The sequence below is a fragment of the Halanaerobium sp. ST460_2HS_T2 genome (assembly GCF_003337665.1).
GTDB classification, from domain to species: Bacteria; Bacillota; Halanaerobiia; order Halanaerobiales; family Halanaerobiaceae; genus Halanaerobium; species Halanaerobium kushneri.
Genome location: NZ_QPJF01000016.1, coordinates 63,429 through 78,262 on the forward strand (window position 1 = coordinate 63,429; position 14,834 = coordinate 78,262).

14 protein-coding genes are annotated in these 14,834 nt (G+C 35.2%); all 14 read right to left on the reverse strand.

The annotated features are described in order from the left end of the window. Positions 1-10: 10 nt before the first annotated feature. Complete coding sequence (dut, locus tag DFR80_RS09025) at positions 11-451, reverse strand: dUTP diphosphatase (protein WP_076543524.1); 441 nt, start codon at positions 449-451, stop codon at positions 11-13. After that, positions 441-1,238 carry a polysaccharide deacetylase family protein gene (locus DFR80_RS09030; protein WP_076543525.1) on the reverse strand — a complete coding sequence of 266 codons (798 nt, stop codon included), beginning with the start codon at positions 1,236-1,238 and terminating at the stop codon, positions 441-443. Before DFR80_RS09030 ends, dut begins: the two co-directional genes overlap by 11 nt. 11 nt (positions 1,239-1,249) lie before the next feature. After that, positions 1,250-2,176 (reverse strand): cell wall hydrolase, encoded by a 927-nt coding sequence (locus DFR80_RS09035; protein ID WP_114489781.1) that lies wholly within the window; start codon positions 2,174-2,176, stop codon positions 1,250-1,252. Positions 2,177-2,179: 3 nt separating this feature from the next. Continuing rightward, positions 2,180-4,630 (reverse strand): helicase C-terminal domain-containing protein, encoded by a 2,451-nt coding sequence (locus tag DFR80_RS09040; RefSeq protein WP_114489782.1) that lies wholly within the window; start codon positions 4,628-4,630, stop codon positions 2,180-2,182. Positions 4,631-4,632: 2 nt separating this feature from the next. Next, positions 4,633-5,472 carry a deoxyribonuclease IV gene (locus DFR80_RS09045; protein WP_076543528.1) on the reverse strand — a complete coding sequence of 280 codons (840 nt, stop codon included), beginning with the start codon at positions 5,470-5,472 and terminating at the stop codon, positions 4,633-4,635. Between the two features lie 68 nt (positions 5,473-5,540). Next, positions 5,541-7,631 (reverse strand): polyribonucleotide nucleotidyltransferase, encoded by a 2,091-nt coding sequence (locus tag DFR80_RS09050; protein WP_076543529.1) that lies wholly within the window; start codon positions 7,629-7,631, stop codon positions 5,541-5,543. Between the two features lie 60 nt (positions 7,632-7,691). Next, complete coding sequence (gene rpsO, locus DFR80_RS09055; RefSeq protein WP_076543530.1) at positions 7,692-7,958, reverse strand: 30S ribosomal protein S15; 267 nt, start codon at positions 7,956-7,958, stop codon at positions 7,692-7,694. 98 nt (positions 7,959-8,056) lie between these two features. Continuing rightward, positions 8,057-8,980, reverse strand: coding sequence for a bifunctional riboflavin kinase/FAD synthetase (locus DFR80_RS09060; RefSeq protein ID WP_076543531.1), 924 nt, complete (start codon positions 8,978-8,980; stop codon positions 8,057-8,059). 17 nt (positions 8,981-8,997) lie between these two features. Further along, positions 8,998-9,891, reverse strand: coding sequence for a tRNA pseudouridine(55) synthase TruB (gene truB / locus DFR80_RS09065; protein WP_114489783.1), 894 nt, complete (start codon positions 9,889-9,891; stop codon positions 8,998-9,000). Next, positions 9,884-10,861, reverse strand: a complete 978-nt coding sequence (locus DFR80_RS09070) for a bifunctional oligoribonuclease/PAP phosphatase NrnA (protein ID WP_076543533.1) — start codon at positions 10,859-10,861, stop codon at positions 9,884-9,886. Before DFR80_RS09070 ends, truB begins: the two co-directional genes overlap by 8 nt. After that, positions 10,845-11,228: a 30S ribosome-binding factor RbfA gene (gene rbfA, locus DFR80_RS09075; RefSeq protein ID WP_076543534.1), complete on the reverse strand. Its 384-nt coding sequence runs from the start codon at positions 11,226-11,228 to the stop codon at positions 10,845-10,847. The genes DFR80_RS09070 and rbfA overlap by 17 nt, the downstream gene beginning before the upstream one ends. Positions 11,229-11,240: 12 nt before the next feature. After that, entirely contained in the window at positions 11,241-13,283 is a 2,043-nt protein-coding gene (gene infB, locus DFR80_RS09080; RefSeq protein WP_114489784.1) for a translation initiation factor IF-2, read from the reverse strand. Positions 13,284-13,313: 30 nt separating this feature from the next. Next, positions 13,314-13,574, reverse strand: a complete 261-nt coding sequence (gene rnpM / locus DFR80_RS09085) for an RNase P modulator RnpM (RefSeq protein ID WP_076543536.1) — start codon at positions 13,572-13,574, stop codon at positions 13,314-13,316. A 35-nt stretch (positions 13,575-13,609) separates the two neighbouring features. Further along, a complete protein-coding gene (gene nusA, locus DFR80_RS09090) occupies positions 13,610-14,830 on the reverse strand; it encodes a transcription termination factor NusA (RefSeq protein WP_076543537.1) in 1,221 nt (406 codons plus the stop codon). Positions 14,831-14,834 lie beyond the last annotated feature (4 nt).

The window sequence follows — 14,834 nt, forward strand, 5'->3', positions numbered from 1 at the left end:
TTTCCCTCTCCTAATTCTTTTTTATTCCGGTGTGACCAAAACCGCCTTCTCCTCGCTGGCTTTTACTTAAATTATCGACTTCCTGCCACTCGATAATATTTACCTTCTGAATAATTAATTGAGCTATTCTATCATTAAAATTAATTTTGAAATCTTGCTCCCCGTGGTTAATTAAAATTACTCCTACTTCACCTCTATAACCAGAATCAATTACTCCGTCAGCATTTAAAACTGTTACTCCTTTTTTTAAAGCCAGACCACTGCGAGGATAAACAAAGGCTGCATACCCTTCAGGAACAGCAATTTTAAGTCCAGTTTTGATTAATTCATATTCCCCACTTTTAATTGTTAATTCTTCTGCAGCATGCAGGTCAAGTCCTGCATCCTCACCCAGGTGCTGATATCTGGGTAACTCAATTTCTTTATTTACTCTCTCTACCTTAATTATCATTATTATCACCTTTCATTTTATATTGTAAACCAGTTAGAGAACTTATCTGATAATTATTATTATAAATTAGCTCTTCAATTTTGACAAATTGGTAATCTTTTTTTAAGAGTGGAATAATTTCTCTTAATATCTCAACAATATTATTTGAATTATTGTGGAATAAAAGTATATCACCGGAATTAATATTGGAAACAACTCTCTGCAGAATATACTCTTTACCTGGATTCATCCAGTCATGAGAATCAAGACTCCACTGGATCACCTGATAACCTAATTTCCTGGCTGTTTTAATTACAAGATTATTATATTCGCCATAAGGTGGTCGAAAAAGTTTGATTTTATTTTCATGGTTTTGATATTTATTAATTATTGCTTCAGTTTTTTTAAGTTCACTGATTATTTCATCTTTATTTAAGTTGTTAAAATGAGGATGGCTGTAGGAATGATTATAAATTTGATGTCCAGCTTCTAATATTTTTTGAACCAGCTCAGGATTATTTTCAAGCCAGATACCGGCAAAGAAAAAGGACACTTTTATTTCCTGCTGCTCAAATAACTCCAGCAGTGCTTCTGTTTTATTACTTCCCCAGGCACCATCAATTGTTAAAGTTATTTTGTTATCATCTCTATCTACTTGATAAATTGGTACCAGCCTTTGGGAACTATAATTATTAATAAAGTTTTCTTGAGCCAGAACAGAGCTGCTGAAAAGTATAATAATTATAGTAAAAAAATAAGCCAGCTTTATTTTAGAAAGCTGGAAAGTTCTGCAAAAATTATTTAACAAAAAGTTCACCCCTATTCTACAAAAACATGATCTCCTATTTTAGTTACTACCCTTCTCCCTTTAAAAAAGCTAACTCTGGTAGCTGTTTTGGGATTATAAAAATAAAGTGCTCCATTTGTCGGGTCACTGCCATTTAAAGCTTCTCTTGCTGCTCTATAAGCAGTCTGATTGGGGCTTAAATTAATTTGGCCATCACTAACTGCAGAAAATTGCCCTCCCTGATAGATTACTTCAGCAAAGGTATCTGGAAACTGATGGCTCAAAACTCTATTGATAATAACTGCTGCTACCGCAACCTGACCGGCATATGGTTCTCCCCTTGATTCACCATAGACTGCACGAGCTAAAAGATCAAGTTCCTGTTTGCTAACTCTCTGATTTAAAATTTGATGTGAAGTTAAATTATTAATTGGAAGCCGTATTCTTTCTCCACTTCGCAAAAAACTATTTTCCCTATTATTAAGAGCCAGAATTGTCCCGATGGTAGTACTAAAATCTCTTGCCAGATCATATAGAGTATCTCCAGGCCCCACATAATAATTTATAATTTTATCTTCTGGAATTTTATCAATATCTGGTGCCTGATGACCCGGATTAATTCTGGCAGCATAATGAGTATTTATAGTAAAAGATAATTCTTCTCTGGTAGAGTTAAATTCCTTAAATAACAATTTTTTCTTATTTTTGCTTTTCTCACTTTTTTCCTGAGGAATTATTAACTCATCTCCCATTTTTATATTTGCTTTATTGGAAATGTTATTTGCTGCTTTTAATTTATTAATATCAACATCATATTCTGCCGCAATCTCGGATAAGGTGTCTCCCTGCTGAATAACATAAATCAAACTTAAGTCTGGAGCAGCAATAACAGTAACTGAAAGTAAAACTATTATAAATGATATTAAAAAGTTTATTGTAAATATTTTTATTTTTAGCATATTCTAAACTCCATTATTTTCAATTTTTTTAATAATATCCTTAGCTTTTATTTCCAGAATCGGACAATCTGATGGAATTGAATCCAAAAATTGGCGTCCATAAGATCTGCTTATAACTCTTCGGTCAAATAGAATGATAAATCCTGTATCTTTTTTAGAACGTATTAATCTGCCAAAACCCTGTCTAAATTTTATAACTGCCTGTGGTAAAGCAAGATTATAAAATGGATTTAAGCCTTTTGATTTTAAAAGATCTTCCCTGGCTTTATAAAGGGGCTCTCCAGGAACCGGAAATGGCAGTTTAACCATAACTAAATATTTGAGTAAATCTCCGGGCAAATCAACCCCTTCCCAAAAACTTGAAGTCCCAAAGATTATTGTTTGATATTCACTTTGAAACTCCTGCATTATATAATTTCGAGATAATTTTGACTGGGAGAGGATCCGAATCCCTTTTTCTTCAAGTTCTGATTTTAAATTATTATAACAATAACTCAGCATTCTGTAAGAAGTAAATAAGACCATAGTTGATCCCCGGGATTTAGATATAATTTTTTTTAAACTGCTGACAAGTTCTTTTAAAAAATTTTTATTACCTGGATCAGGAAAATCTAAAGGAATTAAAAGCTCAGCCTGCTTTGAATAATCAAAAGGAGATTCCACCTTTAGTTCTTCAGCTTTTTTAATGCCAGTTTCTCGATAAAAATAATCAAATGAACCTGCAGCTGTAATAGTAGCAGAAGTAAAAATTACATTTGTTAATTTAGACCAGAGCATGTCAGGCAGAAATTTCCCAGCATCAATTGGAGCTGATTTCTGTACAATCTGCTCAGAACCTCTATAATAGCTTGATTCCAGCCAGAAAACATAATCATCATCTTCGGCCTGCAAATTAAATTCTATGCGTTTAATCAGATCCTGGCAGCGATTTAAACTAGATTTGATTTTCATTTCGCTCTCATCAGTTTCGGCTTCTAAACCAAGATATAAATTTTCGTATATGATCTGCAGAAAAGAAAAATTATTTTTCAAATAAGCAGCCAGATCTTCTGCTGTTTGATAAAATTCGTTCCATTTAGGGTTATTTTTCAAATTATCATCGATGGTTATTTTTTTATCTTTATAATTTGAAATTAAATTTTTTAGTTCATTAAAATACTGTGGAATCAGATCTCTAATCTTTTGCGTTGTAGGAATAATTTTTTTGTCCAATATTTCTCGCAATCTTTTTTGATCAGAATCAACTGTAAATGCAATATCTTCCCTAATCTCTGCTAAAAGCGATTTCTTATCACCACTTAATCTTTTAAGCCAGTTGTCCATCAATGGTTGATAAAGAGGGTAGCCAAGATGATCAGTTGCAATTTCACCAATATTATGAGCTTCATCGATAATTAAATGATTAAAGTTAGGCAGAATACCTCTATCAACTGAACCTGTATCATCTTTTACCCTCGCATCAGAAAGTAAGAGATGATGATTGACAATTAAAATATCTGCTTTATAGATCTTCTTGCGTGCTTTCATAAAAAAACAATTAGAATAAAAGGGACAGGAGGTTTTTAAACAAAGGTCACTTTCAGCAGCAATTTGATTCCAGATCTTATTTTGTAACTGAAAATTGATTTCGCTTTTTTCTCCACTTTCAGTATTTTTTTTCCAATCATCTAATTCATAAAAAATTTTTTCTTCAAGCTCTAATTCTTGATTATCAAAATTCTTTTTAAAATTTTTAAATTTTCTTAAACAGAGGTAATTACTTCTTCCTTTGACTAAAACTGCATTAAAATCAAAATCCAAAACTCGTTTTAGAGTAACTAAATCTTTATTAATCAGCTGTTCCTGTAAGTTAATTGTATTTGTAGAAACTACTATCCGGGCCTGATTTAAATTATTATAAAAAAGAGCAGGTATTAAATAAGCAAAGGATTTACCAGTCCCGGTTCCAGCCTCAATAAAATCAAATTGATGTTGATTAAAAGAATCAATAATTTTTTCGGCTGTTATCAGCTGTTCTTTTCTCTCAGAAAAGCCTTTTAATTCCTGGGACAACTTTCCCTCTTTTTTAAAATAACTTAAAATTTCCTTTTTGTTCAATTTTTGCTTTTCTTTTTTAGTTCCAGCTTCGACTACTACATAAATCTGATCTGCCTGATTATTTATAATTGCAAAACCAATTTCTCTTGCAGCCATTTTGGCGGCCAGTCGGATATCTGCTGCTGAGGGAGTTAAATCTCCCGATGGATGATTGTGAATAACTATTTCCCCGGGCATTAAATTATTTATTACTGCAGGTGCAGAATAACTGTTGCCTCTAGCCAGAACTTCAATTTCTTCTATAATATCTTTATTATTCAATTGAGCTCTAATAAAAATTTCATTGCCGGATGCTGCCTCTATTTCTTGTTTTATTTCCTGGCTAACTTCTAATAACATTTCAGCACTAGCAGACAACTTTAGTCCTCCCTTAGTTTTTTTAATAAAATAACATCATCATCTTTCTCTTTATCAAACCATGGTGTTTCTAAAATAAAAACTTTATCTCTTAATTTAGAATGATTAATTATTCGTTTAAACGCCTTGCTTCCAATTTTACCCTCTCCAATATGAGCATGTTCATCTTTGTTAGTACAGCAGTCAAATTTAGAATCATTAAGATGAAAAACTTTTAATTGTTCCAGACCAAGAATATTATCAAAATCACTGATTAATTCTTCTAAACCATTTTTCTCTGCCAGATTATAGTGAGCTGTAAAAGCATGACAGCTATCGATACAAACTCCAAGCCTATTTGACTGATCAACCTGATCAATAATTGCTTTAAGCTGAGAAAATCCTTCGCCAATGCTGGTACCTGCACCAGCAGTATTTTCTAAAAGAATCATGGTTTCACTCTCAACTTCAGCAAAAATAATATTTAGTGCTCTGGCAATCTTTTGGATACCATTTTCTAAACCAGAACCAGTATGACTGCCGGGATGAAAAATCAGGTATTCAGCTCCGAGCCTGTCACAGCGCTGGTATTCAGACTTAAGAGCTGAAATTGATTTTTCCCATAAATCTTTTTTAGGAGATGCCAAATTAATTAGATAGGCAGCATGTACTACAACTGGATTAATTTTATGTTTTTGTCTCGCTTTCTTAAACCTCTCTATTTCAGCTTGCTCAACCTCACGCATTTTCCAGCCACGTGGATTTTTAACAAAAATCTGCATTGTATTACAGCCAATATCAGCTGCTCTTTGAAAAGATTTATCAAGACCACCAGCTATAGAAACATGTTTACCCAGTATCATTTAAGAGTCATCTCCAGTTATCAAGATTATTATTCACTAATATAATACTTTAACTTTATTTATTATATTTATTCTTTATTGTCCAGCTCTTTTTTTGCATCTTTTAGAGATAAATTAATCCTATCCTGATTATCTATTTCAATAACTTTAACAGGAATTTCATCTCCTACAGAAACAACATCGCCAACTTCTTTTACATGATGATCAGCCAATTTAGAAATATGAACAAGCCCTTCTTTATTTGGTAAAATTTCTACAAAAGCACCAAAGTTCATGATTCTCTTTACTTTACCCTGATAAATTTTACCAACTTTAACTTCCTCAGTTAAGCGCTCAATCATTTCTTTAGCCTGCTGGCCGCCTTCCTGATCTTCGGTCATAATCTTAACCAGACCGTCGTCTTCGATATCAATGCTGGCTCCAGTTTCATCAATAATCTTATTGATCATCTTTCCACCAGGACCAATAACAAATCTGATCTTTTCTGGATCAATATTCATGGTGATAATTGCAGGTGCATTTTCTGATAGTTCTGGACGAGGTTCAGGTATAACTTCCAGCATTTTACCCATGATATGCATTCTACCTTTTTTAGCTTTTTCTAGAGCTTCTTCTAAGATATCATAAGATAGACCCTTTAATTTAATATCCATCTGTAAAGCTGTAATTCCATCTTTAGTACCAGCAACTTTAAAGTCCATGTCTCCATTAAAGTCTTCAAAGCCCTGAATATCAGACAAAATTACAACATCATCATCTTTTTTCATTAATCCCATAGCAATACCAGCAACAGGTGCTTTAATTGGTACCCCAGCAGCCATTAAGGCTAAAGTACTACCACAGATACTTGCCTGTGAGGAAGAACCATTAGATTCTAAAACCTCAGAAACAATTCTGATTGTATATGGAAACTCATCTTCGGATGGAATTACTGGCAGTAATGCCTTTTCACCTAAGGTACCATGACCAATTTCTCTTCTTCCTGGTGAGCGCATAGGCGCAGTTTCGCCAACACAGAAGGATGGGAAATTGTAATGGTGCATATAGCGTTTGGTTTCATTTTCCCCAAGACCAAATAGAGTCTGTTCATCACTTGAAGAACCCAATGTTAAAACACTTAAGGCCTGAGTTTCACCTCTGGTAAAGATACCAGATCCATGAGCCCTTGGTACAAAATCAACTTCTGCCCAGATAGGTCGGATCTCATCATAATCTCTACCATCAGGACGAATTCCATCTTCAACTACTAAACTCTTAACTGATTTCTTTAACATTTTTTCAAAAGCTAAAGAAATTTGAGAATCGAGTTCTTCATCCTCTTCAGGATTAATGGTTTCTTTGAGTTCAGCTTTTAATTCATCAATTCTATCACTTCTAGGCTGTTTTTCCTGAATCTGAATAGCTTCTTTCAGCTTATCACCTAAAATCTGATCAACTTTGGCCTGAATTTCCTGATCAACAGTTGGTGGCTCAAAGTGGAATTTTTCTTCTCCAGCCTCTTCGCGCATTTCTTCCTGTAAACTAATAATCTTTTTGATCTCTTCATGCGCAGCTTTCATTGCTTCTAAAACAGTTGCTTCACTTACTTCGTTCGCACTTGCTTCTACCATCATAATAGCATCTTTACTACCTGCAACTACAAGATCCAAATCACTATTTTCTCTTTCTTCTGCATCTGGATTAATAATAATTTCGTCATCAACAAGTCCAACTTTCACTCCTCCGATAGGTCCTGCAAAAGGTATATCAGATAAAGTTAAAGCAGCAGAAGCACCATTTAAAGCCAGAACTTCAGGATCATGATCATCATCTACAGATAAAATTGTTGCTACAATCTGTACATCATGACGAAAACCATCTGGAAATAGTGGTCTGATAGAGCGGTCAATCACTCTAGCAGCCAAAGTAGCTTCATCTCTGGGTCTTCCCTCTCTTCTCATAATACTACCAGGAATCTGTCCGATTGCATAAACTCTCTCCTCATAATTAACCATTAAAGGAAAATAGTTCATTCCTGGTCTCGGTTCATCCATAACAGCTGTAACTAAAACCTGTGAATCTCCACAGCGGACTACTACTGAACCATTGGCCTGTTTGGCCAGTTTACCGGTTTGAAAATTAAAATCATCACCGGCAAAATCAATTGTCCATTCTTTCATGTTTTTTCCTCCTTATTCAAATAAAGAGCGGGGATTGCCCCGCTCTTTTAGTATGCATTATTAACCGCGAATACCTAATTTAGAAATTAATTCACGATAACGCAGAACATCATTATTTTGTAAATATCTAAGTAACTTTCTTCTTTTACCTACCATTTTTAATAATCCTCTTCGTGAATGATGATCATTTTTATGGTCTTTTAAGTGTTCAGTTAACTCAGCAATTCTTGCAGTTAAAAGAGCAACCTGTACTTCAGTTGAACCAGTATCGCCTTCTTCTAACTGATATTCCTTAATTATTTCTTGCTTTTCTTCTTTACTTAACATATAAATTCACCTCCTGTAAAAACAATTCGCCACAGGCCAAGAAGACGTCGGAGAGTCGAAATCCTAGCCAGCGGTAATTTAAAACTTTCTTTATAATTTTAACATAAAAGCTCGCGCGTGTAAAGAATATCTTGCTGCATCTGGTTGATTAATTCTTCTTTAGCAGCAAAATCTTTTTCGCCTCTAATAAATTCTATAATATCCACACATAATCTCTGTCCGTAAAGATCACCTTCAAAATCTAAAATATAAACTTCAAAAGAAATATCCTGATTATTAAAAGTGGGATTATAACCCAGATTAGCTGCCCCAATATATTCTTTTCCACAATGATGTACTTTAACAGCATAAACACCTTCAGGTGGAAGAGCATAATTGGTCTCCAGACTTAAATTTGCTGTGGGAAATCCCAATTTCCTGCCTCTTTTTTTACCATGTACTACCTTACCGCAAATCTGATATGATCTTCCCAGCAGCTTTTTAGCTTTTTTTATTTTACCGTTTTTAAGCAGACTTCTAATCCTTGTACTTGATATCCGGTCATCACTAGCATGAAGTTGAGAAATAATTTTGGCCTGATAACCATGCAGCTCACCCATTTTTTTTAAAATTTCAACATTTCCCTCATTTTTATAGGCAAAACGAAAATCATCACCAACAACTACAGTATTTACTCTTAAGCTAGCAAGCAAAATGTTATTGATAAATTCTTCTGCTCTTAATTGAGCAAATTCCTGATTAAACTCCTGTTCAAAATAATAATCAACACCCATGGCTTCCAGAAGAGAAATTTTCTGCTGTCTGGAAACTATAGAAGGGGGTGGGTTTTTGCCAGGAATAATTTCTAAGGGATGAGGATGAAAAGATAAAACTGCAGCTGGATAATTATTTTTTTTGGCCTCCTTAAGCGCCTGGCTAATAATTAATTGATGACCTTTATGTAAACCATCAAAAGCTCCAATTGCAAGACAGGTATTACTATCTCTAAATTTATTATATTCATTACTTGTTATAACCTGCATATAGATTTCCTCCAGAACTAAATAAAAACTTTATGTGGCTGATAAATATGATAATCATCTTCAAGTTGATGCTGACTGATTGCTAAAAACTTTCCTGATTCTGAAAAGAGAAGAAAATATTCTCCAACTTCAATTTTTAGCTCACTTTCCACAAAATTTTCTTTAATTAAATAGTTGCCATTTTCAGCTCGCTGATGTTCCTCGTCTTTAATCGTATAACGGGGTAGTTTTAGTGGCTCATACGGTTTAAGTAAGATATCCGGACCCATTTTTTCAATCTGCTCATAAGTCACTGAATTTTCGAGCAAAAAAGGACCTGATTTAGTTCTAAGCAGAAAAGTCATCACAGCATTGGTATTTAATTTTTCACCAATATCTCTCACCAGTGAACGAATGTAAGTTCCGCGGGATACTTCTGCCTTGAAGCGAATTAATGGCAAATTAATTTCCAGCACTTCAAGATTGAATATCTCAACCTCTCGGCTTTTTCTGTCCACCACAATCCCCCTCCTGGCTAACTGATAGAGTCTTTTCCCCTCGTAATGAAGAGCCGAATACATTGGTGGTATCTGCTGCTGTTTACCCTTAAAACTTATTATAGCTGCCTCAACTTCAGCTGAGCTAAGATAATTCCAATTTAAATCTTCTCTGATAACCTGGCCTTCTAAATCCAGAGAATCTGTTCTTGTCCCAAGTTTCATTTCACAAATATATTCTTTACGACTATCATCTAAAAAGGGTATAGTTTTAGTAGCTTTACCAAAACAGACACCCAAAACTCCAGCGGCAGCTGGGTCCAGAGTCCCTGTATGGCCGGCCTTTTTTTCATCAAGCAGCCAGCGCAAACTTTTGATGAATGCAAAGGAAGAAATACCCGGAGGTTTTAATATATTTGCAGTACCATTAAACATATTTTTTCGCTGCCTCTACCACAGAATCGATTGTTTCCGCCAGAGTTTTAGTAACAGTTGCACCTGCAGCTCGAGGATGACCTCCACCATCAAATTCGGCCGCCAGTTTATTTACCTCTGCATAAAAATTTGACCGCAGACTTACCTTGATTTCCTTTTTTTCTTCCTCTGTAAATAATATTCCTATTTCTACATTTTCTATATCTCTGGCCAGACTGACCAGGCCTTCAGTATAATCGGTTTCAGCTTCATGCATCATTTCCCGGCTGACATAAAGCCAGGCTATTTTACCATCCTTACTTCTATTTAGTGTAGCTAAAGCCAGACCTTTTAACACCAGCGCCTTATAGCTTAAACTACCAAATATTTTTTTGTTTATTTTATAAATATTAACCCCGAAATCCATTAAATCAGCCAGTATTCTTAAAACTCTAGAAGATGTGTTTTCGTAACGCAGAGCACCGGTATCAGTTATAATTGCCGTAGCCAGAGGTTCAGCAATAGTAAGCGGAATATTATCTCCCAAAAATTCTACAGCAAAATTATAAATAATTTCTCCCACTGCAGCCCGATCTGGTTGAACCAGGTTTACTTTGCCAAAACAGCTGTTATCCTCATGGTGATCAATATTAATAATTGCTTGCGCTGATTCTATAAATCCTGGATCCAGATCAATTCTCTCTAACGTTCCGGAATCCAGGGTGATTAATATAAAATCATCAGCCTTTATTTCATTTTTTAGTTTCTCTGAATCAGTATAAAAGAATTCTTCTTTAACTTCCAGAAAAGAAAAAGGAGCCAGAGTATCTCGATTCAGATAGGCTCTGGCTTTTTTGTTTTCTTTTTGTAATAATCGAGTTAAAGCAGTTACTGAACCGATACTGTCACCATCTGCACCAACATGGCCAACAATTAAAAAATTATCATTTTCATTTATAATTTTAATAATTTCTTTAATTTTCTTCTGCATCAGAGTCAGACTCCTTTATCTCTCCTGATTCTTTAAGGTCTTTGATTATTTCTGAAATATGAACTCCATTTTCAATGGAATCATCATAACGGAAAATTATCTCTGGAGTATGATGAATTTTAATTCTTTCTCCCACAAGTTTACGGACAAAACCCTGAGCCTGCTGGAGACCTTCCAGAGTTTCTTCCTTTTCTTTATCACTTCCATAAACACTGATAAAGACCTTTGCATGTCTTAGATCTCCGCTGACTTCGACATCGGTTACAGAGACAAATCCAATTCTTGGATCTTTCATTTCTCTAAGAACAATCTGACTAATTTCCTCTTTTAATAATTCTCCAACTCTTATTGCACGTTTATTTGTCATTTTACCTCACCTCTATAAGGATCTTTTGATCTCCTTATAAGTATAGAATTCAATAATATCTCCAACTTTAATATCATTATAATTTTCAATTCCAATTCCACATTCATAACCTGATTTTACTTCTCTGACATCATTTTCAAACCTCTTGAGAGAAGAAATTGTTCCCTCATGAATAACTACTCCATCCCTGATCAGACGGGCATCATAATTTCGGTTTACATGACCATCAGTAATATAAGCTCCGGCAATAATACCTACATCAGGAACTTTAAAAGTATCTCTAACTTCTGCCCGACCTGTAACTTCCTCTCTTAACTCAGGATCAAGCAGTCCAGCCATAGCATCTTTAATATCTTCTAAAGCTTTATAGATAACTCTATAAGTTCTAATATCAACTTTTTCTTTTTCAGCTGCCCTGAGAGCATTATTATCAGGTCTAACATTAAATCCAATAATAATTGCATTGGAAGCACTGGCAAGGTTGACATCAGTTTCATTTACACCACCAACACCTGTGTGAATAACATTAACTGTTACTTCCTCTGTACCAAGTCTTAACAGAGAAGCTTTAAGTGCTTCAATTGAACCCTGAACATCAGCTTTAATAATAATATTCAGTTCTTTAACTTCACCTTCCTGAATCTGCTTATAAAGATCATCTAAAGAAACCTTGGCATCAGATCTAAGTTCAGCCTGTCTTTTTTCAGCCTGTCTGTCAGAGGCTACATCTCTTGCCTGACGTTCATCTTCTAAGACCTGAACAAAATCACCTGCTGCAGGAACCTCATTAAAACCAAGTACCTCAACAGCTGCAGAAGGGCCTGCTTCATCCAGAGAATCTCCATATTCATTGAACATTGCTCTGACCCTACCGGAAGTTAAACCAGCAAGTATTGGATCACCTACTTTTAAAGTACCATTTTTGACCAGCACAGTTGCAACAGGTCCCCGTCCTTTATCAAGTTCGGCCTCAATAACTATACCTTCCGCCAGTCGATTAGGATTTGCTTTCAATTCTTCCATCTCTGAGACCAAAATAATCATTTCTAAAAGCTCACCTATGTTTTGTTTCTGAAGTGCAGAAACATTAACACAGATTGTATTTCCACCCCAATCTTCAGGAACTAAACCATATTCGGTTAACTCCTGTTTTACTCTTTCGGGCTGGGCATTTGCTTTATCAATTTTATTTATCGCAACAATAATCGGAATCCCTGCAGCCTTAGCATGGTTAATTGCCTCTTCTGTTTGAGGCATAATTCCATCATCTGCAGCAACTACTAAAATCGCAATATCAGTAATTTGAGCTCCTCTTGCTCTCATAGCTGTAAAAGCTTCGTGACCTGGTGTATCAATAAAAGTAATCTTTTTATTATCAACCTCTGCCTGGTAGGCACCAATATGCTGGGTAATTCCACCAGCTTCACTGCCTGCCACCCGACTTTCTCTAATTACATCTAAAAGAGTAGTTTTACCGTGGTCAACATGACCCATTACTGTAACAATAGGGGGTCTAACTACTAAATCTTCCTCTTTATCTTCAATCTCCGGTCCAACTCTTAGAGAAGCCTTCTCTTCTTCCTCGGATTTCAATTTTATCTTTATTCCAAGCTCTTCAGCCAGTAATTCCAGAGTGTCTTCATCCAGACTCTGATTCACATTAGCCATTACTCCCATATTCATTAATTCTACAATTAAATTATTGGGAGCCTCTCCTACTTCTTCAGCAAATTCTTTAACTGTAATTGGAGTTTCGATTTCTACTGCATCCTCATCAGCTTCAGCTTCAATTTCAGTTTCAGTTTCCACAGCTGTCTCTGCTTCTTCTGCAGTCTCAGCCTCAGCTTCAGCTTTGATAGCCTCTTTGTGAGCCTTTTCGTTTTCTTCTGCAGTACTATCTTCTGCATACATTCCTTTTACAAGTTCTGCTGTTTCGTCAGTTATTGTACTCATATGACTTGATACCTCAATATCAAGATCATTTAGTATTTCAATTACTTCTTTACTATCCATATCCAGCTCATGAGCCAGATTATAAACTCTAATTTTTGCCATACTTGCACCTCCAAAATATTCTACTGTTAGTTAATCATGTTTAATCTCCTCCGAAATTTTTTCATAAATTTCATCAGAAATATCTTTCCTTAGTGCTTTTTTTAGAGCACCTTTTTCTACTGCTTTATCTAAACAATCCATATTAGGACAGAGATAAGCACCTCGTCCAGGGGTTCTTCCACCTGGATCAACTAAAATTTCTCCTTTATTATTTACGACTCTTAAAAGTTCAATCTTGTCTCTTCTGGCACCACAACCTACACATTGACGAATAGGGCTTCTACTCTGCAATCTCAATCCTCCTTAAGATTTTTTATTTGATAAATTTAATCCAGTTTTTCTAGCTCTTCAGAATCTTCTTCGACTTCAGCTTCGGTATTAGCCTTAGATTTTTCAGCTGCTTCAGTCTCTATTTCATTCTGATCTAATTCCTCATTACTTTCTTCAAACTCATCTAAACTCTCTGCCAGTTCGGCCGCACTCTGTTCAATCTCCTCAATATTTTCAGGTTCTGCTTCAACTTCAGATTCCTTTTTAATATCAACTTTCCAACCAGTTAACTTTGCAGCCAGGCGGGCGTTCTGACCTTCTTTACCTATTGCAAGAGAAAGCTGAAAATCTGGAACAACAACCTCTGCAATCTTTTCTGATTTATTAATATTAACACTAACTACCTCAGCCGGATTTAAGGCATTGGCAACAAAAACTTCAGGATTATCATCCCACTTAACTATATCAATTTTCTCATTGTTTAACTGATCTACAACTGCCTGAACCCTCATTCCCTTTGGACCAACACAGGCTCCAACAGGATCAACCTGACTGTCAGAACTGCTTACTGCCATTTTAGAACGCTGACCAGCTTCTCTGGCTACAGCTTTAATCTCCACAAGTCCCTGGAAAATTTCCGGAACTTCAATTTCAAAAAGTCTTTTTAAAAGTCCAGGATGAGTTCTGGATACCAAAATTCTTGGACCTTTATTTGTAGTGCTTACTTCAACTACATAGAGTTTAATTCTTTCTCCAATTTCATATCTTTCGCCAGCAATCTGCTCAGATGGTGGCAGTAAAGCTTCAGTTTTCCCCATATCTATTAGTATATTATCATTATGGAAACGCTGAATAGTACCTGTTATCAGATCATCTTCTTTTTCTTTATACTGATCAAAAATTACATCCCTCTCTGCTTCTCTGATTCTCTGCATTACAACCTGTTTTGCTGTCTGGGCTGCAATTCTACCAAAGTTTGCAGGTGTAACCTCTATCTCAACAATATCTCCAATATCATATTTGCTGTCTATATTTTCAGCTTCCGCTAAAGCAATCTCGCTATTTTTATTTTCAACTTCTTCTACAACTTCTTTACGAGAAAAGACTTTAACTTCTCCTGCTTCTGCAGAAATTTCAATTCTAACATTATCTTTAGAACCAAAATCTTTTTTATAGGCAGAAACCAGTGCTGTTTCAATGGCCTCTAATAATACATCTTTAGAAATACCTTTATCCTTTTCTATATCATCCAGGGCCTGAATGAATTCTAGATTCATATTT

Coding starts and splice junctions, on each gene's coding strand:
- rbfA (WP_076543534.1), bottom strand. CDS start 11,228: ATGACAAATAAACGTGCAATAAGAGTTGGAGAATTATTAAAAGAGGAA.
- truB (WP_114489783.1), bottom strand. CDS start 9,891: ATGTTTAATGGTACTGCAAATATATTAAAACCTCCGGGTATTTCTTCC.
- DFR80_RS09045 (WP_076543528.1), bottom strand. CDS start 5,472: ATGATACTGGGTAAACATGTTTCTATAGCTGGTGGTCTTGATAAATCT.
- rpsO (WP_076543530.1), bottom strand. CDS start 7,958: ATGTTAAGTAAAGAAGAAAAGCAAGAAATAATTAAGGAATATCAGTTA.
- dut (WP_076543524.1), bottom strand. CDS start 451: ATGATAATTAAGGTAGAGAGAGTAAATAAAGAAATTGAGTTACCCAGA.
- DFR80_RS09070 (WP_076543533.1), bottom strand. CDS start 10,861: ATGCAGAAGAAAATTAAAGAAATTATTAAAATTATAAATGAAAATGAT.
- infB (WP_114489784.1), bottom strand. CDS start 13,283: ATGGCAAAAATTAGAGTTTATAATCTGGCTCATGAGCTGGATATGGAT.
- DFR80_RS09060 (WP_076543531.1), bottom strand. CDS start 8,980: ATGCAGGTTATAACAAGTAATGAATATAATAAATTTAGAGATAGTAAT.
- nusA (WP_076543537.1), bottom strand. CDS start 14,830: ATGAATCTAGAATTCATTCAGGCCCTGGATGATATAGAAAAGGATAAA.
- DFR80_RS09035 (WP_114489781.1), bottom strand. CDS start 2,176: ATGCTAAAAATAAAAATATTTACAATAAACTTTTTAATATCATTTATA.
- DFR80_RS09050 (WP_076543529.1), bottom strand. CDS start 7,631: ATGAAAGAATGGACAATTGATTTTGCCGGTGATGATTTTAATTTTCAA.